This is a genomic window from Leucobacter chromiiresistens (assembly GCF_900102345.1).
Lineage (GTDB): Bacteria > Actinomycetota > Actinomycetes > Actinomycetales > Microbacteriaceae > Leucobacter > Leucobacter chromiiresistens.
In genome coordinates this window covers 1,401,817-1,425,426 of the sequence record NZ_FNKB01000001.1, presented here as the reverse complement: position 1 = coordinate 1,425,426, position 23,610 = coordinate 1,401,817, and the positions used below count along the sequence as shown (strand labels likewise).

General features: G+C 70.0%; 21 protein-coding genes and 1 rRNA gene. 6 read left to right on the top strand and 16 right to left on the bottom strand.

All coding sequences use genetic code 11. From position 1 onward, the window contains the following. Positions 1-313: 313 nt before the first annotated feature. The 5 genes from BLT44_RS06575 to speB all read right to left on the bottom strand — a co-directional run bounded on the left by BLT44_RS06575 (position 314) and on the right by speB (position 5,927). Positions 314-1,839, bottom strand: a 16S ribosomal RNA gene (locus tag BLT44_RS06575). A 522-nt stretch (positions 1,840-2,361) separates the two neighbouring features. After that, the gene (locus BLT44_RS06570) at positions 2,362-3,072 is read right to left on the bottom strand and encodes a cyclase family protein (protein ID WP_010154830.1); all 711 of its coding nucleotides are present in this window, start codon (positions 3,070-3,072) and stop codon (positions 2,362-2,364) included. Position 3,073: 1 nt separating this feature from the next. After that, complete coding sequence (locus BLT44_RS06565) at positions 3,074-4,498, bottom strand: purine-cytosine permease family protein (protein ID WP_010154831.1); 1,425 nt, start codon at positions 4,496-4,498, stop codon at positions 3,074-3,076. A 2-nt stretch (positions 4,499-4,500) separates the two neighbouring features. Beyond that, positions 4,501-4,929, bottom strand: coding sequence for a nuclear transport factor 2 family protein (locus BLT44_RS06560; protein ID WP_010154832.1), 429 nt, complete (start codon positions 4,927-4,929; stop codon positions 4,501-4,503). Between the two features lie 50 nt (positions 4,930-4,979). Then, positions 4,980-5,927: an agmatinase gene (speB, locus tag BLT44_RS06555; RefSeq protein ID WP_010154833.1), complete on the bottom strand. Its 948-nt coding sequence runs from the start codon at positions 5,925-5,927 to the stop codon at positions 4,980-4,982. Between the two features lie 113 nt (positions 5,928-6,040). Here speB and BLT44_RS06550 point away from each other — a divergent pair, with 113 nt between their 5' ends. Further along, positions 6,041-6,622, top strand: a complete 582-nt coding sequence (locus BLT44_RS06550; protein ID WP_010154834.1) for a helix-turn-helix domain-containing protein — start codon at positions 6,041-6,043, stop codon at positions 6,620-6,622. Positions 6,623-6,630: 8 nt separating this feature from the next. Here BLT44_RS06550 and BLT44_RS06545 read toward each other — a convergent pair whose 3' ends face one another. Genes BLT44_RS06545 through BLT44_RS15890 form a run of 3 tightly spaced genes read right to left on the bottom strand, consistent with a single transcriptional unit; the run spans position 6,631 to position 9,436 of the window. Beyond that, the gene (locus BLT44_RS06545) at positions 6,631-7,761 is read right to left on the bottom strand and encodes a zinc-binding dehydrogenase (protein WP_010154836.1); all 1,131 of its coding nucleotides are present in this window, start codon (positions 7,759-7,761) and stop codon (positions 6,631-6,633) included. A gap of 2 nt (positions 7,762-7,763) precedes the next feature. Then, positions 7,764-9,269: a purine-cytosine permease family protein gene (locus BLT44_RS06540; RefSeq protein ID WP_010154837.1), complete on the bottom strand. Its 1,506-nt coding sequence runs from the start codon at positions 9,267-9,269 to the stop codon at positions 7,764-7,766. Then, positions 9,266-9,436 carry a hypothetical protein gene (locus BLT44_RS15890; protein ID WP_231291477.1) on the bottom strand — a complete coding sequence of 57 codons (171 nt, stop codon included), beginning with the start codon at positions 9,434-9,436 and terminating at the stop codon, positions 9,266-9,268. The genes BLT44_RS06540 and BLT44_RS15890 overlap by 4 nt, the downstream gene beginning before the upstream one ends. 228 nt (positions 9,437-9,664) lie before the next feature. Here BLT44_RS15890 and BLT44_RS06535 point away from each other — a divergent pair, with 228 nt between their 5' ends. Next, positions 9,665-10,714 (top strand): Lrp/AsnC family transcriptional regulator, encoded by a 1,050-nt coding sequence (locus BLT44_RS06535; RefSeq protein WP_010154838.1) that lies wholly within the window; start codon positions 9,665-9,667, stop codon positions 10,712-10,714. On the opposite strand, the gene BLT44_RS06530 is transcribed toward BLT44_RS06535, so the two are convergent. From BLT44_RS06530 to argF, 5 genes are all read right to left on the bottom strand, one after another. Next, entirely contained in the window at positions 10,602-11,396 is a 795-nt protein-coding gene (locus tag BLT44_RS06530; RefSeq protein ID WP_010154839.1) for a nitrilase-related carbon-nitrogen hydrolase, read from the bottom strand. The genes BLT44_RS06535 and BLT44_RS06530 overlap by 113 nt on opposite strands. A gap of 9 nt (positions 11,397-11,405) precedes the next feature. Then, positions 11,406-12,731 (bottom strand): tyrosine--tRNA ligase, encoded by a 1,326-nt coding sequence (gene tyrS, locus BLT44_RS06525; RefSeq protein WP_050803076.1) that lies wholly within the window; start codon positions 12,729-12,731, stop codon positions 11,406-11,408. Between the two features lie 165 nt (positions 12,732-12,896). Continuing rightward, positions 12,897-13,355, bottom strand: a complete 459-nt coding sequence (locus BLT44_RS06520) for a hypothetical protein (protein ID WP_010154841.1) — start codon at positions 13,353-13,355, stop codon at positions 12,897-12,899. A 7-nt stretch (positions 13,356-13,362) separates the two neighbouring features. Then, positions 13,363-14,823, bottom strand: coding sequence for an argininosuccinate lyase (gene argH, locus BLT44_RS06515; protein ID WP_050803151.1), 1,461 nt, complete (start codon positions 14,821-14,823; stop codon positions 13,363-13,365). 19 nt (positions 14,824-14,842) lie between these two features. Further along, positions 14,843-15,766: an ornithine carbamoyltransferase gene (gene argF / locus BLT44_RS06510; RefSeq protein WP_010154844.1), complete on the bottom strand. Its 924-nt coding sequence runs from the start codon at positions 15,764-15,766 to the stop codon at positions 14,843-14,845. 108 nt (positions 15,767-15,874) lie between these two features. Here argF and BLT44_RS15590 point away from each other — a divergent pair, with 108 nt between their 5' ends. The 3 genes from BLT44_RS15590 (at position 15,875) to BLT44_RS06500 (ending at position 17,124) form a co-directional block, all read left to right on the top strand. Then, complete coding sequence (locus tag BLT44_RS15590; protein WP_155818983.1) at positions 15,875-16,012, top strand: hypothetical protein; 138 nt, start codon at positions 15,875-15,877, stop codon at positions 16,010-16,012. Between the two features lie 17 nt (positions 16,013-16,029). Then, positions 16,030-16,254: a hypervirulence associated TUDOR domain-containing protein gene (locus BLT44_RS06505; RefSeq protein ID WP_010154845.1), complete on the top strand. Its 225-nt coding sequence runs from the start codon at positions 16,030-16,032 to the stop codon at positions 16,252-16,254. A 105-nt stretch (positions 16,255-16,359) separates the two neighbouring features. Beyond that, positions 16,360-17,124, top strand: coding sequence for an HAD-IIB family hydrolase (locus BLT44_RS06500; RefSeq protein WP_010154846.1), 765 nt, complete (start codon positions 16,360-16,362; stop codon positions 17,122-17,124). A 70-nt stretch (positions 17,125-17,194) separates the two neighbouring features. Here the strand turns inward: BLT44_RS06500 and BLT44_RS06495 are convergent, their stop codons facing one another. Further along, complete coding sequence (locus tag BLT44_RS06495) at positions 17,195-18,697, bottom strand: malate:quinone oxidoreductase (protein WP_029608028.1); 1,503 nt, start codon at positions 18,695-18,697, stop codon at positions 17,195-17,197. 30 nt (positions 18,698-18,727) lie between these two features. Continuing rightward, the gene (gene radA, locus BLT44_RS06490; protein WP_010154848.1) at positions 18,728-20,050 is read right to left on the bottom strand and encodes a DNA repair protein RadA; all 1,323 of its coding nucleotides are present in this window, start codon (positions 20,048-20,050) and stop codon (positions 18,728-18,730) included. Positions 20,051-20,145: 95 nt separating this feature from the next. On the opposite strand from radA, the gene BLT44_RS06485 reads away from it, so the two are divergent. Then, on the top strand, positions 20,146-21,939 hold the full coding sequence (locus tag BLT44_RS06485; protein ID WP_074690038.1) for a bifunctional 3'-5' exonuclease/DNA polymerase: 1,794 nt from the start codon (positions 20,146-20,148) through the stop codon (positions 21,937-21,939). Here the strand turns inward: BLT44_RS06485 and BLT44_RS06480 are convergent. Next, on the bottom strand, positions 21,908-23,596 hold the full coding sequence (locus tag BLT44_RS06480; RefSeq protein WP_010154852.1) for an MDR family MFS transporter: 1,689 nt from the start codon (positions 23,594-23,596) through the stop codon (positions 21,908-21,910). The genes BLT44_RS06485 and BLT44_RS06480 overlap by 32 nt on opposite strands. Positions 23,597-23,610 lie beyond the last annotated feature (14 nt).

Here is a 23,610-nt window from a genome sequence, read left to right as displayed (position 1 = left end):
CGCGTCCACTGTGTAGTTCTCAACGTACGGTCGATCCCACCCCCGAAGACAACACGTCCTCCGACAGCGGGTCAGGAACCAGTCCACCAAACCCAAAGGCTCAGCCGGCTGGTCTCCCAGGACCCAATAGTATGCACCCACAAGCACAGCCCGAACATTCCACCTGTTCCAACCATCCCCTCACGGAAACGGCGTACTCCAGCAAAACACCCAAACCGCACTCTTGTCATATGTTCCACCCATGAGCGACTCGCACAGAACATTCGCCTGTGAACGAGCCAATCTGCGGCACATAGTGCCGAGTGCTCCTTAGAAAGGAGGTGATCCAGCCGCACCTTCCGGTACGGCTACCTTGTTACGACTTAGTCCTAATCACCAGTCCCACCTTCGACAGCTCCCTCCACAAGGGTTAGGCCACCGGCTTCGGGTGTTACCGACTTTCATGACTTGACGGGCGGTGTGTACAAGGCCCGGGAACGTATTCACCGCAGCGTTGCTGATCTGCGATTACTAGCGACTCCGACTTCATGGGGTCGAGTTGCAGACCCCAATCCGAACTGAGACCGACTTTTTGGGATTCGCTCCACCTCACGGTATCGCAACCCTTTGTATCGGCCATTGTAGCATGCGTGAAGCCCAAGACATAAGGGGCATGATGATTTGACGTCATCCCCACCTTCCTCCGTGTTGACCACGGCAGTATCCCATGAGTTCCCACCATAACGTGCTGGCAACATAGGACGAGGGTTGCGCTCGTTGCCGGACTTAACCGAACATCTCACGACACGAGCTGACGACAACCATGCACCACCTGTTTACGAGTGTCCAAAGAGTCCTGTATCTCTACAGTGTTCTCGTATATGTCAAGCCTTGGTAAGGTTCTTCGCGTTGCATCGAATTAATCCGCATGCTCCGCCGCTTGTGCGGGCCCCCGTCAATTCCTTTGAGTTTTAGCCTTGCGGCCGTACTCCCCAGGCGGGGAACTTAATGCGTTAGCTACGACACAGAACCCGTGGAACAGGCCCTACATCTAGTTCCCAACGTTTACGGCATGGACTACCAGGGTATCTAATCCTGTTCGCTCCCCATGCTTTCGCTCCTCAGCGTCAGTTACGGCCCAGAGATCTGCCTTCGCCATCGGTGTTCCTCCTGATATCTGCGCATTCCACCGCTACACCAGGAATTCCAATCTCCCCTACCGCACTCTAGCTTGCCCGTACCCACTGCAGGCCAGAGGTTGAGCCTCTGGTTTTCACAGCAGACGCGACAAGCCGCCTACGAGCTCTTTACGCCCAATAATTCCGGACAACGCTTGCACCCTACGTATTACCGCGGCTGCTGGCACGTAGTTAGCCGGTGCTTTTTCTGCAGGTACCGTCACTTTCGCTTCTTCCCTACTAAAAGAGGTTTACAACCCGAAGGCCGTCATCCCTCACGCGGCGTTGCTGCATCAGGCTTGCGCCCATTGTGCAATATTCCCCACTGCTGCCTCCCGTAGGAGTCTGGGCCGTGTCTCAGTCCCAGTGTGGCCGGTCACCCTCTCAGGCCGGCTACCCGTCGTCGCCATGGTGAGCCATTACCTCACCATCTAGCTGATAGGCCGCGAGTCCATCCCGAACCGAAATTCTTTCCACCTACACACCATGCGGTGATAGGACATATCCAGTATTAGACGCCGTTTCCAGCGCTTATCCCAGAGTTCGGGGCAGGTTACTCACGTGTTACTCACCCGTTCGCCACTCATCCACCCCCAGCAAGCTGGGAGCTTCAGCGTTCGACTTGCATGTGTTAAGCACGCCGCCAGCGTTCGTCCTGAGCCAGGATCAAACTCTCCGTAAAAAACGATTGCCCCCCGCGCTCGGGAAAAACGAGCCACCGGGAAGCGAGTTCAATCTGGCAACAGAACCATCAAAACTGACGATTCTTGTTATCCAAAAAAGGAATCTCCCGCACCCGCACCAACGTGCGAGTGCCGGGGATTTTACATCAAATTGGCATATGACAATTTAAGTGCACACTATTGAGTTCTCAAAGACCAGACACCACCCGTCACCCCCAACCAAGAGAGCTCCGAACAGCAACCTGTCCAACTTACCACTAGTTCGTGGTGAGAAGCGCATGTAAATGAGCCGGACCGTTTCAGTCCGGCTGCGTCGCGCTGACAAGGGAATACATTACGGCCACCGAGCCCCACCCGGCAACACCAGCACGCATCCCGGGCGTGTCCCCGCACGAATCCGCCGATTCACGTGACAGACACCCACCGGACACCCCACCCCCTCCCCGCACCCGAACCGGCCCGCACCCGCCCAAACCCGGCCAGAACCGCAGCACGCGCACGCAGCCCGGGCGCGCCGCGCATCAGTCGGCGTGGTCGAAGCGCGCGACAGCGCGGATCGGCGATCCGTCCGATCCATCGAGGCGGAGGGGCAGCAGCGACATCTCCACGGAGCCCGGCAGCTCCGTCAGGCGAGTGAGGTTCTCGACGATGACTCCGTCGCCGCCGAGCCAGAACCGGTGCACGGGCATCGGGTCGGCGCCCGCATCGGCCCCAACCGCATCGGCCTCGCCCGCATCGGCCCCACCCGACTCGACACCACCTGCGGTCGGGTCGGGGCTGAAGCAGTCCACGCCGAGCACGCGGGCGCCGCGCTCCCAGAGCAGCCGCGCGAGGTCGAGCGAGATCGACGGATGGCAGAGCGCCACGGCGGTGCCGAAGTGCGCGTCCCAACCGGTCGCGATGCAGACGATCGACGGGAGGCGATCCGGAATCGCGTCGGCGAGGCGCTCCCGGGTGATCGACTCCCCCGCAGCGGCGGGCTCCGGCCCCACCCGGAGCACGCGCGCCGCCCCGACGAGGAGCTCGAGCGGGATCCGCTCGACGGTGCGCGCGCCCGCGATCGAATGGGCGGGCGCATCGAGATGCGTGCCCGTGTGCGTGCCCAGGTCGAGGCGCGCCACCGCCACGCCATCGGCGCCCACCGTGAGCGCCGGCGCGATCCTGACCTCCGGGTCGCCCGGGTAGACGGCCATGCCGGCCGTCACCGGGAGACTCAGATCGACGACGGGCATCTCAGTCGCCGAGTCGCAGGGCTGCGGTCTGGTCAGCCCCGTCGAGCAGGTGACCCGTGGGCTGCGCATCGCGCGGATCGACGAGCCCGAGCCCTCCGCGGCGGCCGATCCCGAGCATCAGGCCGAGATACAGGCCGAAGCTGATGACGAACGCGGGAATGTTCGCCCCGATCGGGCTCGGCGCGACGTACGCGAGCACGTAGGAGAGCACGGCGCCGACGACCCACACGAGCACGGCGATCCAGTTGACGCCGCCCCGGTACCAGTACCGACTCTCGGGCCGCTCGTGCAGGATCTGGCGCGAGTACCCGCGACGCTTCAGCAGGTAGTAGTCGGCGATCATGATGGCGAAGACCGGCACGAAGAAGGCGCTGATGATGAACAGGAAGTCGGTGAACTGGTTCAGCAGGCCGAGGAAAGTCGACCCGATGATCGACACGATGCCGAGCACGATCGCGGTCGGCAGGAACCGCAGGTGCCACTTCGACTGCGCATTGACCACCGATGTCACCATGCCGAAGACCACCATCGTATTCGTCGCCATGACCGAGAGGAAGATGGCGATGCCGAGCGGCCAGCCGAACTCGGCGACGATGACGGAGGGGTCGAACGGCGTCGCCTCGTGCCCGCGCAGCAGGACGGCGCTGAAGGCGACGAGGCCGAGGAACATGGCGATCGTCGTCGACAGCGTGTAGCCGATGCCCGAGCCGACGATGCCGGCGGTGCTGCTCTTCGCGTGACGGTTCATGTCGGCCGAGAGCACCGTCCAGGAGATCGCGGTGGCGATCACCATGTCGAGCGTGATGAACGGCGTGCCGCCGAGCGACGCGTCGACGGGCAGGGCGGCGAACTCGCCGAGACCGAAGGAGCCGAAGGCGGCCGCGAACACGAAGCCCATGACGATGAGGATCGCGAGGGCGAGCCACGGCTCGACGCGCGAGATGCCCGTGTGCCCGAAGATCGCGAGCACCACGACGATCGCCTGGCACAGCGCCGAGAAGAGCATCGGGTTCGAGAAACCGGTGGCCTCGTGCACGAGGTAGTTCACCGTGACGCCGGCGAGCATCGCCTGCACCCAGCTCCACCCCATGAGGATGATGAGGTTCGCCGCGGCCGGCAGGATGCTGCCGCGGATGCCGAACGAGCCGCGCGTGAGGGCCATCGTCGGGAGTCCGGTGCGGGTGCCCATGTTGCCGATGAGCACGAGCACGACCACGCCGATGAGCGTGCCCGCCACGATCATCGCGCTGGCCGTGCCGAACGACACCGCGGGGGTGAAGAGCGTTCCGGTGAGCAGGGTGGTCACGACGAGGTTCGCGGCGAGCCAGATCATGCCGATGTGCAGCAGCGACTGGGTGCCGCGCACGGGGCCTGCGGAGTCGTGCTGGCCGTCGAGGGTGACGGCCATGGTCTCGGGACTGGTCATGATCAGAGCGCCTGATCGCTCGTCGGGGCGCCGGCCGGCACGGTCGACAGGTGCTCGTGGATCGCGATCAGCCCGTCGGGCTGCGCGCTGTCGGCGCGGAAGACGATGCTCTCGCGCTCGACGTACGAGTCGGGGCCCTCGGCGGAGTCGATGCTCGTGGCGACGGTGTGGCTGAACACGGCGCCTCCGGGGAACGTCTGCACGAGGCGGTCGGTCGACGTGCAGGAGGTGACGCGCCAGCCGGAGGCGACCCATCCGCTCCAGAGCGCTTCGTACTCGGCGCGCGAGTCGAGCCGCGCGGCCTCGGGGTGGAAGACGAAGCTCGCGTCGGCGGCGAACCCGGCGAAGTACGCCTCGGTGTCGGTCGCGGCGAATGCTTCGATGATGGCGTCGGCGGCGGCGAGTACGGCGGCCTGGTCCGGGATCTGCATGGGTGCCTCCATTGGCGTGGCGTGTGCGGCGTGTGCGGAAGCGGCGGGCGTCAGTCGCGCGCCGCCATCGCGCTGACGAGCTCGTAGACGACGTGGCTGGCGGCGACGGCGGTGATCTGCGCGTGGTCGTATGCGGGGGCGACCTCGACGACGTCGGCGCCGACGATCTGGAGATCGGCGAGCCCGCGGATGAGGCGCAGCATCTCGCGACTCGTGAGTCCGCCGGCCTCGGGCGTGCCGGTGCCGGGGGCGTGAGCCGGATCCAGCACGTCGATGTCGATCGAGATGTAGAGCGGCTTGTCGCCGACGCGGGCGCGGATCTTCTCGAGCGCTGCGGGAATGCCGTGCTCCTCGACGAATTCGCTCGTGACGATCTGGAAGCCGAGCTTCACATCGTCTTCGAGGTCGCTCTTGCCGTAGAGCGGGCCGCGGGTGCCGCCGTGCATGGAGGCGGTGAGGTCGATGAGCCCCTCCTCCGACGCACGGCGGAAGGGGGTGCCGTGGGTGGTCGGGGCGCCGAAGTACGTGTCCCAGGTGTCGAGGTGGGCGTCGAAGTGCAGCACGGCGACGGGGCCGTGCTTCTTGTTGATCGCGCGCAGCAGCGGCAGCGCGATGGTGTGGTCGCCGCCGATCGTGACGATCTTGTCGACCCGCTCGCCGAGCTCGGTCGCCGCCTCCTCGACCTGTCGCACGGCCTCGTCGAGGCTGAAGGGGTTCGCCACGATGTCGCCGGCGTCGACCACCTGCTTGAGGGAGAACGGCGAGACGTCCTGCGCCGGGTTGTAGGGGCGGAGCAGGCGCGACGCCTCGCGCACGTGGGACGGGCCGAAGCGCGCGCCGGGCCGGAAGCTCACGCCCGAGTCGAACGGCACGCCGACGACGGCGATATCGGCGGCGGGCACGTCTTCGATGCGGGGCAGCTTCGCGAATGTCGCGATGCCTGCGTACCGGGGGGTCTGGCTCGCGTCGACGGGGCCCTGGGGCGTGTGAGAGGTCACGATGCGGATCGTCCTTCCGTGTTTCCTATAGGTAAACAAGTGAGTCCTCCAAGTGAACTCGCCTTCACTATAGGCTGGAGATCGCAGAGAGGTCAACGCGAAGGGCGGCAGGCATGCGACCGATCCACCCCACGGCGGCCGCCGAGGCCATTCGCATCGGCGCGAAGCTCCGCTCCTCGCGCCTCGCGCAGGGCCTCACCCTCGAGCAGCTCGCCCAGGCGACCGGACTCACGAAGGGGTTCATCAGCCGCGTCGAACGCGACGACACCATGCCGAGCGTGCCCACCCTCGTCCAGCTCTGCCAGGCGCTGTCCCTGCAGGTCGGCAACCTCTTCGAGGAGCCGGAGCTGCAGCTCATCCCCCTCGACACGGCGCCCGCCATCAACATGGGCGGCACCGGCGCCGACGAGCGCCTCGTCACGCCCCGGTCCGAGGACCGGGTGCAGGTGCTGCGCTCGACGCTCGCGCCGAATGCCAGCGGAGGCGACCAGCTCTACACCGTGAACTGCAGCCTCGAATCGCTGCACGTCATGACGGGCGATCTGGCGATCGCCTTCGCCGATCGGCAGATCGCCCTGCAGGCGGGCGACACCCTCACGTTCCCCGGTCGCACGCCCCACACCTGGAGCGCCGGCGCCGCCGGCGCGGAGGCCGTCTGGGTGCTCGTGCCCGCCGCCTGGAGCGGCTCGGCCTGACCCCGCGGCTACCGCTCGAACAGGATCACGCTGCGCGTGCGCTCCCCGCGCCGCATCGCGTCGAACGCCTCGTTGACCTCGTCGAGGCCGACGCGCGCGCTGATGAGATCGTCGAGCGGGAGCGCGCCCGAGAGGTACGCGCCCGCGACGCGGGGGAAGTCGCGCGCCGGCACCAGCCCGCCGTAGTTCGAGCCGATGATCGTCTTGCCCTCGTACGCGAGCAGCAGACCGTCGATCTCGACCTTCTGCCCCTCCGGCGGCAGCCCGACGAACACCGCACGGCCGCCCGGTCGGATCAGCTCGGGCAGCTGCTGCATCGTCGGCACGCGACCGATCGCCTCGAAGGCGACATCCGCGCCGCCGCCGGTGGCCTCGTGCACCCGCTCCGCGAGGTCGGGCCCGCTCAGCAGCGCGCGGGTGGCGCCCGCGCGCTCGGCCTCCGCGAGCTTCGCCTCGGAGACGTCGACCGCGACGATCGGATTCGCGCCCGCGAGGCGCAGGGCCGCGATGATGGACAGGCCGACGCCGCCGGCCCCCACCACGACCGCGGACTCGCCCGCGACCACCCGGGCATTGTTCGCGACCGCCCCGTACCCCGTGCCGACCGAGCATCCGATGAGGCTCGCCACGTCGAACGGCACGCGCTCGTCGATCTTGATCGCCGCGAACTCGGGCACCACGATCCCCTCGGCCATGGCCCCCGTGGCGAGGTACGGGAATGCGGCCGAGCCGTCCGCCGCGTCGCTCCACCGCGTCGTGCCGTCGGGCAGCAGCGAGTCGTTCGACCTCGCGCGGGTGCACGCCCAGGGCTTGCCCCCGGCGCACTCGCCGCAGCGCTGGCACGCCTGGTGCCAGGCGATGACGACGTGATCGCCGACGGCGAGGCCCCGAACCCCGGCGCCGACGGACTCCACGACGCCGGCCGCCTCATGCCCCATGACTGCGGGGAGCGGTACCTGCCACTCGCCGTCGAGCACGTGCCGATCCGATCCGCACACCCCCGCCGCGCGCACCGCGACGCGCACCTCGCCGTGCTCGGGCGCAGCCAGCGCCAGCGTCTCGACCGACAAGCGGTCGCCGTCGGTGCCGCGGAACACGGCCGCCCGCACCTGCATCGTCTCGGTCTTCGTCTCGGTCATCGCTACTTCCCTCCAGCGGCCGCAAACGGATCGGTCCGGCCGTACGCGCCGCGGCCGCGACGCACGTAGAGCAGCCAGTTGACGACGAGGTAGACCGCGATCGCGATGACGACGGTCGGCACCGTCGCCGTGGCGAAGCGGAAGATCGGCAGCGTCTCGAGCGTGATCGGGTTGTAGACCCACAGGTAGAAGACCGACGCCACGACGATCGCCAGCATCGCGGCGAGGTTCACCCCGCCCGTGAAGCGCAGCGGATCATCCGCACGGCTCGCGTACAGCGCGCGCAGCGGCACGTTCTGGCGGCGCAGGATCAGGTAGTCGGCGATGATCACGCCGCAGATCGCCGCGATGAAGGCCCCCGAGATGACGACGAACGTCATGAACTGGCCGTACATGAAGCCGGGGAACAGGGCGAGCACCGCGGGGAAGAACAGGAAGACCGCGCAGAGCGCCGGCCAGCGGAGCCCGGCGAGCACCCGCCCGCTCGACTGCTTGATGGCGAGCACCGTCGAGTACGCGATCGACGCCATGCTCGTGACGTTCGCGAAACCGACGAAGAGCAGGGTGAGGATGCCGAGCACCGGGCCGCCGAGCGGCACCATCCACGCGGTCGGGTCGGCTGCGCCGAGCATGAGCGCGGCCGCCATGCCGACCACCTGGGCCACCGCGGTGCCGATGAAGATGCCGCCGTAGGCCGGCCACAGCGCCGCCCGCGGCCCGCGCGTGAGGCGGGCGAGCGTTCCCATCACGGGCCACCACGAGAGCCCCGCGCCGAGGTTGAACTCGACGGCCATCGCGAAGTTCAGCGTCTCGTCCGCGAACGGCGCGAGCGGCTCGGCGGCGAACAGGTCGGCCCAGGAGTGCTGGGACATGAGCAGCACCATCATGAGCGCGACGATGACGAGCAGGCCGGGCGCGACGAAGCGGTTCAGCCTGCTGATCGCCACGGGGCCGCGTGAGAGCAGGAACCAGCCGGCGAGGATCGCGGCGAGCGCGAACACCGTGACGACGGGCCCCTCCACGTCGAAGCCGGTGCCGAACGCCTGATTCGAGATCTCCGTGAAGGCGCGGCCGAACATGACGCCGAGCAGCGAGCTCCACCCCATCTCGGTGACGAGCACGACGGTGAACACGACGATCGCGACGCCCACGGCGCCGAAGACCGACTTCAGCGCGCGGTACTGCTCGACGCCGAGGCGCTGGCTGAGCAGCACGCTGCCGAGCACCATGATGGCGAGCCCGAGCGTGTTGCCGAGCAGCATCGCGGCGATGCCGTCGCCGAAGCCGACGAGCAGCACCGTCGATCCGCCGGTGAGGAACGCCCACGTCGCGATCGCGAGGCTGAGAGTGACCCAGCTGAAGTCGGCGGCCTTCCACGTGCGCTCTCCCTTCGTGAGCGGCAGCGAACCGAACGTGGCCTCCTCGGCGACGGCGGCCTCGACGCGGAGGGCCTGGGTCTCGGTGAGTTCGTCGGATCCGGCTGCGCGGCGACGGGCGGTGCCGCTCACAGCGCGCCCGCGATCCACGAGCCGATCGCGATGACGCCGACGACGCCGAGGAACAGCGCGAGGCTGCCTGCGCCGAGCTTCGCGTGCACCGGGTCCGCGGTTTCGTGCGCCTCGATGTGGGTGAGACGCCGCTCGAGCTCTTCGGCGAGCCGAGTATCTGCGTGCATGGGACAAACCTCCTTGTGTATCCGTTCGATCCCGCTTCCGCTCCCGCGGAGAACGCAGCAAGCCTAGGCGAGGCCCGAGCATTTCGTTCCCTCGATTCGCCCGCAGATGCGCGAATGACGCATTTTACGTACGATCGTGCGCGACCGCCCTAGAATTGCCGTGTCCTGCTGCTGATCTGCGCAGGCACGACCGGTGGATGCAGGCCGGAGCGAGGGAGAGCCGGAGCGATGGAGACCGCGAGCGAATCGACCGAGCTGCGCAGACGCGTGCTGCGCGGCCTCCGGGAGAACGGGCGCGCGAGCTACTCGCGCATCGCGCAGGAGCTCGGAGTCAGCCGCCGGCAGGTGACCCAGATCGTGCAGAGCGCGATCGCGCGCGGCGAGCTGCGGCTGACGGTCTCCATCAGCCCCGACCTGCTCGGGCTCGAGCGCTTCGCCTACCTCCAGCTGTCGGTGTCGGGCCCCATCGCACCCGTGCGTGCGGCCCTCGCCGCCATGCCCGAGTCGACCTTCGTCGCCGACATCAGCGGCCACCACTCCATCGACGTCGAGGTGCGCGTCGGCGCCGACCCGCACCTGCGCACCACCGTCGACCGGGTGCGCGAGCTGCCCGGTGTGGACGAGGTGCGCACGCACCTCTACGAGAGCATCGAGGTCAACCGCTACTCGCCGCTGCGCACCGGGCGCACCTCGTTCGTCGTCGACGACGCCGATCGGGCGCTCGTGAGTCGGCTGCAGCGCAACGGGCGCGCGTCGTTCCGGGAGCTCGGCGAGGCCGCGGGCATCTCCCCGAGCGGCGCCCGTCTGCGCTTCGAGCGCCTCACCCGCAACGGGGCCGTGAAGGTCGTCGGCATCCCGGTGCGGGGCGCCCTCGCCGCCCCCGACGGCGTCGGCTCAGCCGATCGCCTCGAGACGCCGTCGCTCGGGGTGGGCGTCAAGATCCGCGGCGGGATCGCGGCCGCCCTCGCGAGCGTGCGCACCCTCGACCCCGAGTTCATCGCGACGACGATCGGCGACTACGACCTCATCGTCACGCTGTCGGCCGACGGATACGAGGAGCTGCTCGACCAGGCCGACCGACTGCGCACCCTCCCCGAGGTGGTGCGCATCGAGACGTGGGCGAACCTCAGAATCGTGAAGGAGCAGTACGGCGAGGGCGACCGGATCAGCGCCAGCCCGCGTACAGCTCCGGCCGATGATCGCGCAGGTACTGCGCTCCCGCCCCGACCGACGGCCGCTCCGGGTCGGACGCCTCGGGATCCGGCACCTCCACGATGAGCAGTTCGGGATCGGCTCCCGCCGCACCCAGCACCGCGCCCTCGAAGCCCGCGACCACGCTGAGCCCCGCGAACACGCCGCCGACGTGATCCGCGTACGCGACGACCACGCGGTTCTCGGCGGCGCGCGCCCGCACGAGCAGCTCGGGCACGTACGCGGAATCGCCGTCGATGGCGGTCGGCACGAGCAGCAGATCGGCGCCGTGCGCCGCCGCGAACCGAGCGGGCTCGGGGAACTCGATGTCGTAGCAGATCTGGAAAGCGACCCGTCGGCCGTTCCACGCCGCCACGCGCGGCGGCTCGGTCGATGCGGTGAAGGCGAGGCGCTCGTCGGCGCCCCAGAGGTGCACCTTCTCGTAGCGCAGCACCTCGGCACCCGTCGCATCCCAGAGGCCGGCGGCGATCGCGAACGTGCCGTCGGCGCGGGCGAGCGGCAACCCCGCCGCCACCGCGATGCCGGCCTCCTGCGCGATCGCGGCGACCGCGCTCGGGAACCCCGCCACGCGGTCCGCCGTCAACCACCCCGCCAGCTCGACCGGGGCGTACCCCGTGACGAAGAGCTCGGGGGTGAGAAGCAGCTCCGCACCCGCCTCCCGCGCATCGGCGGCGGCGGCGCGGATGGCGGCGAGGTTGGCCGCGGGGTTCAGCGGCTCGGCGGCCGCCTGCAGCAGGGCGATGCGCATGGGCGGAGCCTACTCGGCCACGACGCCGGCGAGCGTCTTCTTGCCGCGACGCAGCACCGCGACACCGCCGTGCAGCAGATCGCCGCTCTCGAGCACGCGATCCTCCGACTCGACCGCGACGTTGTTCACGTACACGCCGCCCTGAGCGATGGCGCGCCGCGCCTCGCCGAGGCTCTTCACGAGGTCGGCATCGACGAGCAGCTGCGCCACCGGGGTGCCGACCGTGCCGGTCGCCTGCGCCAGCTCGGAGACGGCCCCGCGCAGCGAAGACTCGTCGAGCGCCGCGAGATCGCCCCGGCCGAACAGCGCCTCCGATGCGTCGATCGCGCCCTGCGCTGCGGCGGCGCCGTGCACCAGCGTCGTCACCTCGAGTGCGAGGCGCTTCTGCGCGGCCCGCTTGAAGGGCTCGGCCTCCACCTGACGCGCGTAGTCCTCGATCTCGGCGCGCGACAGGAACGTGAACACCTTGAGGCGGTCGATCACATCGGCATCCGCCTGGTTGAGCCAGAACTGGTAGAACGTGTACGGCGAGCACATCTCCGGGTTCAGCCAGATCGCGTTGCCCTCGCTCTTGCCGAACTTCGTGCCGTCGGCGTTCGTGATGAGCGGCGTGCCGATGGCGTGCGCCGAGGCGCCCTCGACCTTGCGGATCAGCTCGGTGCCGCTCGTGAGGTTGCCCCACTGATCGCTGCCGCCCGACTGCAGCTTGCAGTCGTACTGGCGGTACAGCTCGAGGAAGTCGAGCCCCTGGAGGATCTGGTAGCTGAACTCCGTGTAGCTGATGCCCTCATCCGAGTTCAGCCGCTTCGCGACGATGTCCTTCTTGATCATCGTGCCGACGCGGAAGTGCTTGCCGATCTCGCGGAGGAAGTCGATCGCCGACAGCGGCGCCGTCCAGTCGAGGTTGTTGACCAGTCGCGCCGCGTTCTCCCCCTCGAAGCTCAGGTAGCGGGAGACCTGCCGGCCGAGGGAGTCGACCCACTCGGCGACGGTCTCGCGCGAGTTGAGCACGCGCTCGGCGGTGGGGCGCGGGTCGCCGATCAGACCGGTCGACCCGCCGACCAGGCCGAGCGGCCGGTGGCCGCGCAGCTGGATGCGGCGCATGAGCAGCAGCTGGACGAGGTGCCCGAGGTGCAGGCTCGAGGCCGTCGGATCGAACCCGCAGTAATACGCGAACGGCTCGCCCTCGAGCAGGTTCGACAGCGCCTCGGCGTCCGTCGACACGTGGATCAGCCCGCGCCACTCCAGCTCCTCCCACAGGGTGGGGAAGCTGTCGTCGTTGCGCTGGGCGGCCAGGATCTCGGTGCGATCGTTCAGTTCAGACACGCCTGTCATCGTAGCGCCTGCGCGGCGCGCGCGTCGGTGAGGGGTTCGGCTTCGGCGCGCGCGTCGGTGAGGGATTCGGCTTCGGTGAGGCTGATCACCGCCGATGCGTCTCACCGACGCCGCATCTCCGACCGACGGCAGTGCGGGAGGAGGGAAGGAATGGAGCGCGGGGCATCACTCGCCGCGGCGATCCTCGCGGTCACGACCGCGGCTGCGACGCACGGCTCGGGCGGCGCTGCGCACGGCCGCAACCACGATGGCGAGCGCGCCGCCCCAGATGAGGATCGCGAGCATCCACAGCGAGGCCGACCTGCGGCCGCCCCCGAGCACGTCGCCCCAGCCGGTGCCCGCCGCGTGCAGCACGAGCGGCCCCGCCGACATGACGGCGGCGCCGACGAGCAGCAGCGCCCAGCCCGCCGCGCCCGGTGCCCGCTTGCCCCGCGCATCGGCGGGCCCGAACGCGAAGACCGCGCCGCCCATGATCGCGAAGCCCGCGCTCACCGCGGCGAACCCCCACCCCGTCGGGTCGTCGCTCGAGATCGCGACGGCGGCCATCGCGACGGCGACCACGGCGAAGAACGCGACTGAGAGCCCGACGACCGCGAGCGGATTGCGCGGGCGCCCCGAGCTCATCGGAGGATCAGGCCCGGAACTCCGCGATGCGCTCGCCGAGACGGGCGAGCTGCTCCTCGACGCGCACGCGGGCGGTGCCGCCCGCGCCCACGCGCGAGTTCACCGATCCCTCGACGGTCAGCACCTCTCGCACGGCGGGCGTGAGGTGCTCCGAGACCGACGCCAGCTCGGCGTCGCTCGGCTCGTGCAGTTCGAGCCCGCGCTCCTCGCAGTAGCGCACCAGTTCGCCCGAGATCTCGTGGGCGTCGCGGAAGATGACGCCCTGCTTGACGAGCCACTCGGCCACGTCGGTCGCGAGCGAGAACCCCTGGGGCGCGAGCTCGGCCATGCGCTCCGTGTTGAACGTCATCGTGGCGACCATGCCGGTGAAGGCCGGCAGCAGCACCTCGAGCTGGCCGATCGAGTCGAAGACGGGCTCCTTGTCCTCCTGCAGGTCGCGATTGTAGGCGAGCGGGAGTCCCTTCAGCGTGGCGAGCAGCCCGGTGAGGTTGCCGATGAGCCGCCCCGACTTGCCGCGCGCGAGCTCGGCGATGTCGGGGTTCTTCTTCTGCGGCATGATGCTCGACCCCGTCGAGTAGCCGTCGTGGAGGCGCACGAAGCCGAACTCCTTCGTGTTCCAGAGGATGATCTCCTCCGAGAACCGCGACAGATCGATGCCGATCTGCGCCGCGATGAACGCGAACTCGGCGACGACATCGCGGGCGGCCGTGCCGTCGATCGAGTTCTCGAGCGGATCGCCGAGGCCGAGCTCCGCGGCGACGAGCCGGGGATCGAGCCCGAGCGACGATCCGGCGAGCGCGCCCCCGCCGTACGGAGACGCGCTGGCGCGCGCCGTCCAGTCGCGCAGGCGCTCGAGGTCGCGCACGATGGGCCACGCGTGGGCGGCGAGCTGGTGCGCGAGCAGCACGGGCTGGGCGTGCTGCAGGTGCGTGCGGCCCGGCAGGATCGCGTCGGGGTGCGCGGCCGCCTGGTCGGCGATCGCGTCGAGCAGATCGAGCAGCATGGCGCGGATCACTGCGGCGTGATCGAGCAGGTAGAGGCGCACCAGCGTCGCGATCTGATCGTTGCGGCTGCGGCCGGCGCGGAGCTTGCCCCCGAGCTGCACGCCGGTGATCTCGATGAGCAGGCGCTCGAGCGCCGAGTGCACGTCTTCGTCGTCTTCGGCGGGCACCGCGCGGCCGTCGGCCACACGGACGGCGAGTTCGTCGAGCGCCGCGCGCATCTCGGCGAGCTCGTCGTCGGTCAGGTAGCCGGCCGCCGCGAGCGCCGTCGCGTGGGCTTTCGAACCGCGGATGTCGTAGGGGGCGAGCACCCAGTCGAACTGCGTCGACTTCGAGAGCACGGCCAGGGCGGGGGCCGGCCCGCTCGCGAAGCGACCGCCCCAGAGCGCGCCGCTCTCCCCCGCCCGGTTGCCCGGGGCTCCGGCTGCGTGCTCGTCTCCTGCGGTGGGCACCTGATCGTTCGTCATCATCCAGTCTCTCTCCGTGTTACGCCTGCGCGAGCAGCCAGGTCATGAGCGCCTTCTGCGCGTGCACGCGGTTCTCCGCCTCGTCCCACACCACGCTCTGCGCGCCGTCGATCACCTCGGGGGCGACCTCGTACTCCCGGTACGCGGGGAGGCAGTGCAGAAAGATCGCGTCGCGCGCCGCCAGCTCCATGAGCTCGCCCGTGACGCGGTAGGGCGCGAAGGTCTCGATGCGCGCGGCCTTCTCCGCCTCCTGCCCCATCGACACCCAGGTGTCGGTGATCACGGCATCGGACCCGGCGACGGCGCGAGCCGGGTCGGTGAAGATCTCGACGCTCCCGCCGGTCTCGGCTGCGATCCGCTCGGCGTCGGCGACGATGTCGGGGCGCGGGTGGTGGCCCTCGGGGCCGGCGATGCGGATGTGCATGCCCGCGGTCGCGAAACCGAGCAGGTACGAGTGGCCCATGTTGTTCGCCGCGTCGCCGAGGTACGTCGCGGTGAGCCCCGCGAGCTCGCCCTTCTGCTCGCGGATGGTCTGCAGGTCGGCGAGGATCTGGCACGGGTGGAAGTCGTCGGAGAGCGAGTTGATGACGGGCACGCTCGCGTGGGCCGCCATCTCCTCGAGCCCGGCGTGCGCGAACGTGCGCCACACGATCAGCGACACCATGCGCGACAGCACCTTCGCGGTGTCGCCGATCGACTCCTTCGCGCCGAGCTGCGCCTCGCCCGGGTTCACGATGATGGGCGACCCGCCGAGTTCGGCGATGCCCGCGGCGAAGCTGAAGCGCGTGCGGGTGGAGGTCTTGTCGAAGAAGACCGACACGGATCGCGGGCCCTCGAGCGGGCGCTCCGAGAACGGCTCCCGCTTGAGACGGGCGGCGAGTTCGAGAACGTCGCGCTGCTCGGCCGGGCTCAGATCGTCGTCGCGGAGGAAATGTCGGGTCACCCGTATCAGTCTAGACGCGCGCCGGCGGGGCGTCGCCCCGGCGTGCGCGGCCCCCGGTCTCCCGAGGTAGGCTGATTGCGACCCGATGTGCACCCAGAGAGGCCCGCAATGTTCAACAAGATCTTCGACGCCGTCGCCCTGTTCACCTGCGTCGTCTTCGTCGGTACGGCGGTCGCGACGCTCGGGCTGGTGCTCGTCTCCGCGATCACCGGGACGTCGCCGATCGACTTCTCCGGCCAGCACTAGGCCGCGGGAGCTGCATCGTGAGCGAGCCGCTGCAGGTCGGCGATCGCGTCAGCTGGAATACGCCGCAGGGTCGCACGCGCGGCGAGGTCGTCGCGGAGAAGACCCGCGACTTCACCCACGACGGGCAGCGGTTCACCGCCTCGCAAGAGGCTCCCGCCTACCTCGTGCAGTTGGAGAAGTCGGGGGCGACGGCGGCGCATCAGCGCTCCGCACTGCGCAAGCTCCCGCACGGCGGCGCCTGATCCCCCACGGCGGCGCCCGATTCCCACGGCGGCGCCCGACCGCGCACGGCGGCCCGTGACCGCGCGTCGAGCCTCCGCAGCGTCGGCGCGTGGAAGAATCTTCCCGTGACCGAACTCCCGCGCATCATCGCCTTCGACCTCGACGACACCCTCGCACCCTCGAAGTCTCCGCTCGACCCGCGCATGCTGGCCGTCTTCGCCCGGCTGCTCGAGCGCACGAGCGTGGCCGTCATCTCGGGCGGCAACTTCCAGCAGTTCGAGTCTCAGCTGGTCTCCCAGCTCGACGGCGTCTTGAGCGTCACCGAGGAGGCGCTGGAGCGACTGCACCTGTTGCCCACCTGCGGCACCCGCTACGAGCGCCGCGAGGGCGGCCGATGGGTGACGGTGTATCAGGAAGAGCTCTCAGCGGAGGAGCGCCGCGACGCGCTCGCCGTGCTGCGCGCGGAGGCCGAGCGTCTGGGGCTCTGGGAGCGGGAGACGTGGGGCGAGATCCTCGAGGATCGCGGTTCCCAGATCACCTTCTCCGCCCTCGGGCAGCGCGCCCCCGTGGAGGCGAAGCACGCCTGGGATCCGTCGGGCGCGAAGAAGAGCGCGCTCCGGGCGGCGGTTGCCGCGCGACTGCCGGGGCTCGAGGTGCGCAGCGGCGGGTCGACCTCCGTCGACATCACCCGGCGCGGCATCGACAAGGCGTACGGCATGCGGAAGCTCGTCGAGTACACCGGTGTGCCGCTCGGCGACATGCTGTTCATCGGCGACCGTCTCGACGAGGACGGCAACGACTACCCGGTGCTCGCGCTCGGGGTGCGCTGCCATGCCGTCACCGGCTGGGCCGAGACCGCCGACTACATCGAGGCGCTGATCGCCGCGTAGCGACGCCGCGCCGCCCGTGAGCGGTCAGTACGGTGCGCTATCGCGCCGGATAGCGCACCGTACTGACCGGTCACAGGGCGGTGTCGGCGCTCGCCCGGGTGAGGCCGAGCACCTCGGAGGTGTGCGCGAGCGAGGCCGCGGCGAGCTCGGGGTGGTCGTTGAGACCGCCGGTCTTGAGGGCGGGGATGTTCTCCGCGAACACGGTCTCCCACGCGCCGGTGAACTGCTCGGGGAAGCACTTGCGCAGTACGCCGAGCATGGCGTACACCGCGGTCGATGCACCGGGCGATGCGCCGAGCAGGCCCGAGATGGTGCCGTCGGCGCCCGTGATGACCTCGGTGCCGAACTGCAGGATGCCGCCCTTCTCGGGGTCGTTCTTCATCACCTGCACGCGCTGGCCGGCCTCGATCATCTCCCAGTCCTCGGTGCGCGCCGTGGGCATGTACTCGCGCAGGGTCTCCATCTGCTTCTCGCGGCTCGCGAGGAGCTCGCCCAGCAGGTACTTCTCGAGGGCGAACTCGGTGAGCCCGACCTTGAGCATCGGCCCGAGGTTGTGGGGCCGGATCGACCCGGGGAGATCCCACCAGGAGCCCTTCTTGAGGAAGTTGGGGCTGAACCCGGCGTAGGGGCCGAAGAGCAGGCTCTGCTCGCCGTCGACGACGCGCGTGTCGAGGTGCGGCACCGACATGGGGGGTGCGCCGACCGCGGCCTTGCCGTACACCTTGGCCTGGTGCTGGCGCACGATCTCGGGGTTGCTCGTCTTCAGGAACTTGCCGCTGATGGGGAACCCGCCGAAGCCCTTGATCTCGGGGATGCCCGAGGACTGCAGCAGCGAGAGCGCCCCGCCGCCGGCGCCGACGAAGACGAACTTCGCGTTGACGATCGAGGTCGTGTACCCGGCGCGATTGCGCACGTAGACGTCCCACGTGCCGTCGTCGAGGCGGCGCAGCTTGCGCACCTCGGCGCCGAGGCTCAGCGCGGCGCCCTCGGAGACGAGGTGCGAGATCAGCTGCCGCGTCAGGGCGCCGAAGTCGACGTCGGTGCCGCTCTCGGAGCGGGTGGCCGCGAAGACCTCGTCCTTCGAGCGGCGGTCGACGAGAAGGGGGGTCCACTCCGCGATCTGCTCGGGGTCCTCGCTGAACTCCATGTCGGAGAAGAGGGGCTCGCTGCGCAGCAGCTCCCAGCGGCGGCGGAGGTAGTCGACGTTCTCGGCCCCGCGCACGAAGGTCATGTGCGGGGTGGCGTTGATGAACGAGGACGGCTCGCCGAGCACGCCCTCCTCCACGAGCTTCGCCCAGAACTGGCGCGAGAGCTGGAACTGCTCGTTGATGTCGATGGCCTTGGCCGCCGACAGGCTCCCGTCCTTCCCCTCCGGCATGTAGTTGAGCTCGCAGAGGGCGGCGTGACCGGTGCCCGCGTTGTTCCACGCGTTGCTGCTCTCGGTCGCGACCTCGGTGCGGGACTCGAAGATCTCGATGGACCAATCGGGCTGGACCTGCTTGATCAGCGTGCCCAGCGTGGCGCTCATTACGCCGCCACCGATGAGGACGACGTCTACGGTGTTCTTGCTCACGATGTGCAAGTCTAGCTCGCTCCGCCGAGCCTAGAACCCAGCTTGACGTCGCGCGCGATCCAGGGTCTCGACCGACGCGTCGACGACGCGCGCGTAGCCGAGGCGCGCGGCCTCCGATGAGCGCTGGGCCCCGCTCGCGACGGGTCGCACCTCACCGGCGAGGCTGATCTCGCCGAACGCCGCGAGATCGTGGGGCAGCGGCTGGTCGGCGATCGCCGAGAGCACGGCGAGCGCGATCGCGAGATCGGCCGCCGGCTCGGCGAGCTTCACGCCGCCCACGGTCGACACGTACACGTCCTGGTCGTGCAGGCGCGCCCCGAACCGCCGCTCGAGCACGGCGAGGATCATCGCCACGCGGGACTGATCGACCCCGCTCGTGACCCTCCGCGGGTTCGGCGTCGCGCTCTTGGCGACGAGCGCCTGCACCTCGACGGGCAGCGCGCGCCGCCCCTCCATCGCGACGGTCGCGCAGGTGCCGCTCACCGGCGACGCCGATCGGCTGAGGAACAGGCCGCTGGGGTCGGGCACCTCGGAGATGCCGCGATCCGTCATCTCGAAGCAGCCCACCTCGTCGGTGGGGCCGTACCGATTCTTGAGCGTGCGGAGGAACCGGAGCGCCGTGTGGCGGTCCCCCTCGAAGTGGCAGACCACGTCGACGAGGTGCTCGAGGAGGCGCGGGCCCGCGACCGACCCGTCTTTCGTGACGTGCCCGACGAGGATCACCGGGGTGCCGCGCTCCTTCGCCGCGCGGATGAGCGCGGCGGCGACCTCCCGCACCTGTGCGGGGCCGCCCGCTCCCCCGTCGACCTGATCGCTCGCCATCGTCTGCACCGAGTCGACGATCACGAGCGCGGGGTCGACCGCCTCGATGTGGCCGAGCACCGTCGCGAGGTCCGTCTCGCTGGCGAGGTACAGCGTGTCGTGCATCGCCCCCGTGCGCTCCGCGCGCATGCGGATCTGCCCCGTCGACTCCTCGCCGCTCGCGTAGAGCACCCGCGCCCCCGACTGCGCTGCCCGCGACGCCGCGTCGAGCAGCAGCGTCGACTTGCCCACCCCGGGCTCGCCCGAGAACAGGATCGCCGCGCCCGGCACCACCCCGCCGCCGAGCACCCGATCGAGCTCGCCGATGCCGGTCTGCCGGTGCTGCACCCGGTCGCCCCGCAGCTCGGTGATCGGTCGCGCCTCACGGCCCGCCCCGGGCGCGCTCGCCCGGGTGGTGCGCGCGATCGACGCGCCGGCCCGCCCCTGCTCGACGACCGTGCCCCACTGCTGGCATTCGCCGCATCGGCCGACCCACTTCGACGTCTGCCACCCGCACTCCGCGCAGGTGTATGAGCCGCTTGATTTCGCCATGCTGCGAGCCTACTGGCGACCTCCGACATCGTCGGTCGCGCGGTCTCGGCGCCGATCGCGGCCGGAGTGTCGGCGGTCGCCGCTACGGTGAGAGCGTGACCGGATCCACGCCTCCGAGCCCCGGGCGGGCGGCAGCCGCCGCCGGGCCGCGCTGGTGCGTCGTCGGCCGCCGGGGCGATGGCTGGTCGCTCGTCGACATCGGCGCCGGCGGCGACGCCGGCTCGGCGGTGCCGGTGAGCGACGCTGAGCTCCCCGCGGCGGTCGCCGAGCGCGAGCGGGCGCGCGCACCGCGCTGGGTCTGGTGCGACACTCCGCACGTGTACGCGCCGTTGCTCGCCGCCGGGGTGCGTGTGGCGCGCTGCCACGATCTGCGGCTCGCGCATCAGATTCTGCGCCACGCCGCAGCAGCGGGCGGCGGCCCCGCGGCGCGCGAACTGCGCAGTGCCGACGAGTGGAACGCTCCGCCGCGAGCGGCCCCCGTGCCGCCCGCGGCCGCCCCGGGAGCCCCGATGCTCTTCGACGATGTGATCGCGGCGGCCCCGGAGCCGGGCGGGGTGCCGGAGTCGGTCGAGGCGGCGCTCGCCGAGTTCGAGCGGCAACGCGCAGCGCTCGGGGCCGCGTCGCCCCCATCGGGGCTCGCGCGCCTCGTCGCCGCGGAATCCGCGGGAGCCCTGGTCGCCGCCGAGCTGACCGCGGCGGGGCTGCCGTGGGACGCCGACGAGCACGACCGCATCCTCGCCGCGGAGCTCGGCCCGCGGCCGCCCCTGGGCGTCAAGCCGGAGCGCATGCAGCGGATCGGGGCGGATGTGCGCCGGCACCTCGGCGCGCCCGACGCTCCGCTCGACTCCCCTCCGCGGCTCCTGCGCGTGCTGCAGGCCGCCGGCATCGACGTGGCGTCGACGTCGCGCTGGGAGCTCCGCGAGCACGAGCACCCGGCCATCGCCCCGCTGCTCGAGTACAAGAAGCTCTCCCGTCTGCTCACGGCGAATGGATGGGCGTGGCTCGACGACTGGGTGCGCGACGGGCGCTACCGCCCCGTCTACGTACCGGGGGGCGTCGTGACCGGGCGGTGGGCCTCGAGCGGCGGCGGCGCGCTGCAGATTCCGCGCATGCTGCGGCCCGCGATCCGGGCCGACCCCGGGTGGGTGCTCGTCTCGGCCGACGTCGCGCAACTCGAACCGCGCGTGCTCGCCGCGATGGCGGGCGACCGTGCGATGGCGGCGGCGGGATCGGGCAAGGACCTGTACGCGGGCATCGTCGAGAGCGGGGCCGTCGCGACGCGCGAGGAGGCGAAGTACGCGGTGCTCGGCGCCATGTACGGCGCGACGAGCGGCACGGGCGGCCGCCTCGTGCCGCGCCTGCGCCGCGCCTTTCCGGCCGCGATGCGCCTGGTCGACGACGCCGCCGAACGGGGCGCCGCGGGCGGCACGGTCTCGACGTGGCTCGGGCGCAGCTCGCCGGCGCCCGGCGCGGAGTGGAACGCCGTGCAGTCGGCCGCGAGCCTCCCCGGGGCCAGCGCGCGGGACGAGGCGCTCGCACGTCGCCTCGCGCGGGAGCGCGGCCGCTTCACGCGCAACTTCGTGGTGCAGGGAACGGCCGCGGAGTGGGCCCTCTGCTGGCTCGCCGAGTTGCGCACGCGACTCGCAGGTCTCGACGCGGCACCCGCCGATCGCACGGCTCGCGCATCCGGCGCCGTCTTCGCGCGCCGACCCCATCTCGCGTTCTTCCTGCACGACGAGGTGATCGTGCACGCCCCCCTCGCGCAGGCCGACGCCGTGTCGAGCGCCATCGAGGAGTCGGCCCGCGCCGCGGGTCGACTCCTCTTCGGGGACACCCCGGTGGAGTTCCCGCTCGACCTCAGGGCGTCTGAGCGGGCGGGGAAGAGCTAGCGGCGGGCGCTGCCTGCGATTCCGACGCCGACGCCGACCCCGCGGCCGGCGCCGCCGATCCCGGCGACGCCCCCCGCAGCTCCGCTTCGAGACGCTCCGCCTCCTCGCCCGAGATCGCCTCCCCGCGGGCGACCAGACCCGCCTGATCGGAGAGCGGGATCTGCTTCAGCACGAGCGACAGCACCAGAGCGACGGCGATGAACGGGATCAGGTACCAGAACACGGGCGCGAGCGCGTCGGCGTACGCCGTCACGATCCCGTCGCGCACCTCGTCGGGAAGGGCGTTCAGCGTTGCCGGATCGATCGTGGAGGTCGCGGCCGCCGCGGCGGAGGGGCTCGCTCCCGCCCGGGTGAACACCTCGGTGAGGTTCTCGGCGAGGCGCGTGGTGAAGATCGTGCCGAACACCGCGGTGCCGAGCGAGGCACCGACTTCGCGGAAGTAGTTGTTGGTGCTCGTCGCCGTGCCGATCTGCGCCGCCGGCACCGCGTTCTGCACGACGAGCACGACCACCTGCATGATGAGGCCGAGGCCGGCCCCGAAGAAGAACAGGTAGACGCAGATCAACCAGACCGGGGTGGTGGCGGCGAGCGTGGTCATCGCGGTCATCGCGAGCCCGGTGACGATCGTGCCGACGATCGGGTAGATCTTGTAGGCGCCGGTCTTCGAGATCGCGATGCCCGAGGCGATCGACGTGCCCATGAGCCCCACCATCATCGGGATCATGAGCAGCCCCGACGCCGCCGCCGAGGTGCCCGACGACATCTGCAGGAAGGTGGGGATGAAGCCGATCGCGGCGAACATGCCCACGCCGAGCACGAGCCCGATGGCGGTCGCGTTCACGAAGATCGGGTTGCGGAAGAGTCCCAGCGGGATGATGGGATCCTTCGCGCGGGCCTCGGTGATGATGAACGCGGCCGCAGCGACGACGAGCCCGGCGCCCCACAGCCACGTCGCCGGCGAGCTCCAGCCGTACTCCGCATCGCCGCCGAAATCGGTGAAGAAGATGAGGCAGGTGGTCGCTGCCGAGAGGAAGACGACGCCGAGCACATCGATGGGCTGCGTCGCCCGCTTCGTCGGCAGCTTCAGGGCGACGAGGCCGATGATGAACGCCGCGATGCCGACCGGGATGTTGATGTAGAACGCCCACTGCCACGTGAGGTGGTCGACGAAGTAGCCGCCGAGCAGCGGGCCGGCGACCGCCGAGAGGCCGAAGACCGCGCCGAGCGGGCCCATGTACTTGCCGCGCTCGTTCGCGGGCACGATGTCGGCGATGATCGCCTGCGAGAGGATCATCAGCCCGCCTCCGCCGAGACCCTGCATCGCGCGGAACACGACGAAGCCCCAGAAGTCGGTCGCGAAGGCGCACCCCACAGAGGCGAGCGTGAAGAGCGCGATCGCGAGGAGGAAGAGCCCGCGGCGGCCGAGCACGTCGCCGAACTTGCCGTAGATGGGCATCACGATGGTCGTGGCGAGCAGGTACGCGGTCGTGATCCAGACCTGGTGCTCGACGCCGCCGAGCTCGCCGACGATCGTCGGCATCGCGGTGGAGACGATCGTCTGATCGAGGCTCGAGAGCAGCATGCCGGCGATGAGGGCGCCGAAGATGATCCAGATTCTGCGCTGCGTCAGCAGAAAGGGGGTGGCGGGTGCGGTCATGATTCCATTTCGAG

What these genes read in the sequence shown, in the direction of transcription:
- BLT44_RS06570 (WP_010154830.1), bottom strand. Translation starts at nt 3,072, where the DNA reads ATGCCCGTCGTCGATCTGAGTCTCCCGGTGACGGCCGGCATGGCCGTC.
- BLT44_RS06565 (WP_010154831.1), bottom strand. Translation starts at nt 4,498, where the DNA reads ATGACCAGTCCCGAGACCATGGCCGTCACCCTCGACGGCCAGCACGAC.
- BLT44_RS06560 (WP_010154832.1), bottom strand. Translation starts at nt 4,929, where the DNA reads ATGCAGATCCCGGACCAGGCCGCCGTACTCGCCGCCGCCGACGCCATC.
- BLT44_RS06550 (WP_010154834.1), top strand. Translation starts at nt 6,041, where the DNA reads ATGCGACCGATCCACCCCACGGCGGCCGCCGAGGCCATTCGCATCGGC.
- BLT44_RS06545 (WP_010154836.1), bottom strand. Translation starts at nt 7,761, where the DNA reads ATGACCGAGACGAAGACCGAGACGATGCAGGTGCGGGCGGCCGTGTTC.
- BLT44_RS15890 (WP_231291477.1), bottom strand. Translation starts at nt 9,436, where the DNA reads ATGCACGCAGATACTCGGCTCGCCGAAGAGCTCGAGCGGCGTCTCACC.
- BLT44_RS06535 (WP_010154838.1), top strand. Translation starts at nt 9,665, where the DNA reads ATGGAGACCGCGAGCGAATCGACCGAGCTGCGCAGACGCGTGCTGCGC.
- BLT44_RS06530 (WP_010154839.1), bottom strand. Translation starts at nt 11,396, where the DNA reads ATGCGCATCGCCCTGCTGCAGGCGGCCGCCGAGCCGCTGAACCCCGCG.
- tyrS (WP_050803076.1), bottom strand. Translation starts at nt 12,731, where the DNA reads ATGACAGGCGTGTCTGAACTGAACGATCGCACCGAGATCCTGGCCGCC.
- BLT44_RS06520 (WP_010154841.1), bottom strand. Translation starts at nt 13,355, where the DNA reads ATGAGCTCGGGGCGCCCGCGCAATCCGCTCGCGGTCGTCGGGCTCTCA.
- argH (WP_050803151.1), bottom strand. Translation starts at nt 14,823, where the DNA reads ATGACGAACGATCAGGTGCCCACCGCAGGAGACGAGCACGCAGCCGGA.
- BLT44_RS15590 (WP_155818983.1), top strand. Translation starts at nt 15,875, where the DNA reads ATGTTCAACAAGATCTTCGACGCCGTCGCCCTGTTCACCTGCGTCGTC.
- radA (WP_010154848.1), bottom strand. Translation starts at nt 20,050, where the DNA reads ATGGCGAAATCAAGCGGCTCATACACCTGCGCGGAGTGCGGGTGGCAG.
- BLT44_RS06480 (WP_010154852.1), bottom strand. Translation starts at nt 23,596, where the DNA reads ATGACCGCACCCGCCACCCCCTTTCTGCTGACGCAGCGCAGAATCTGG.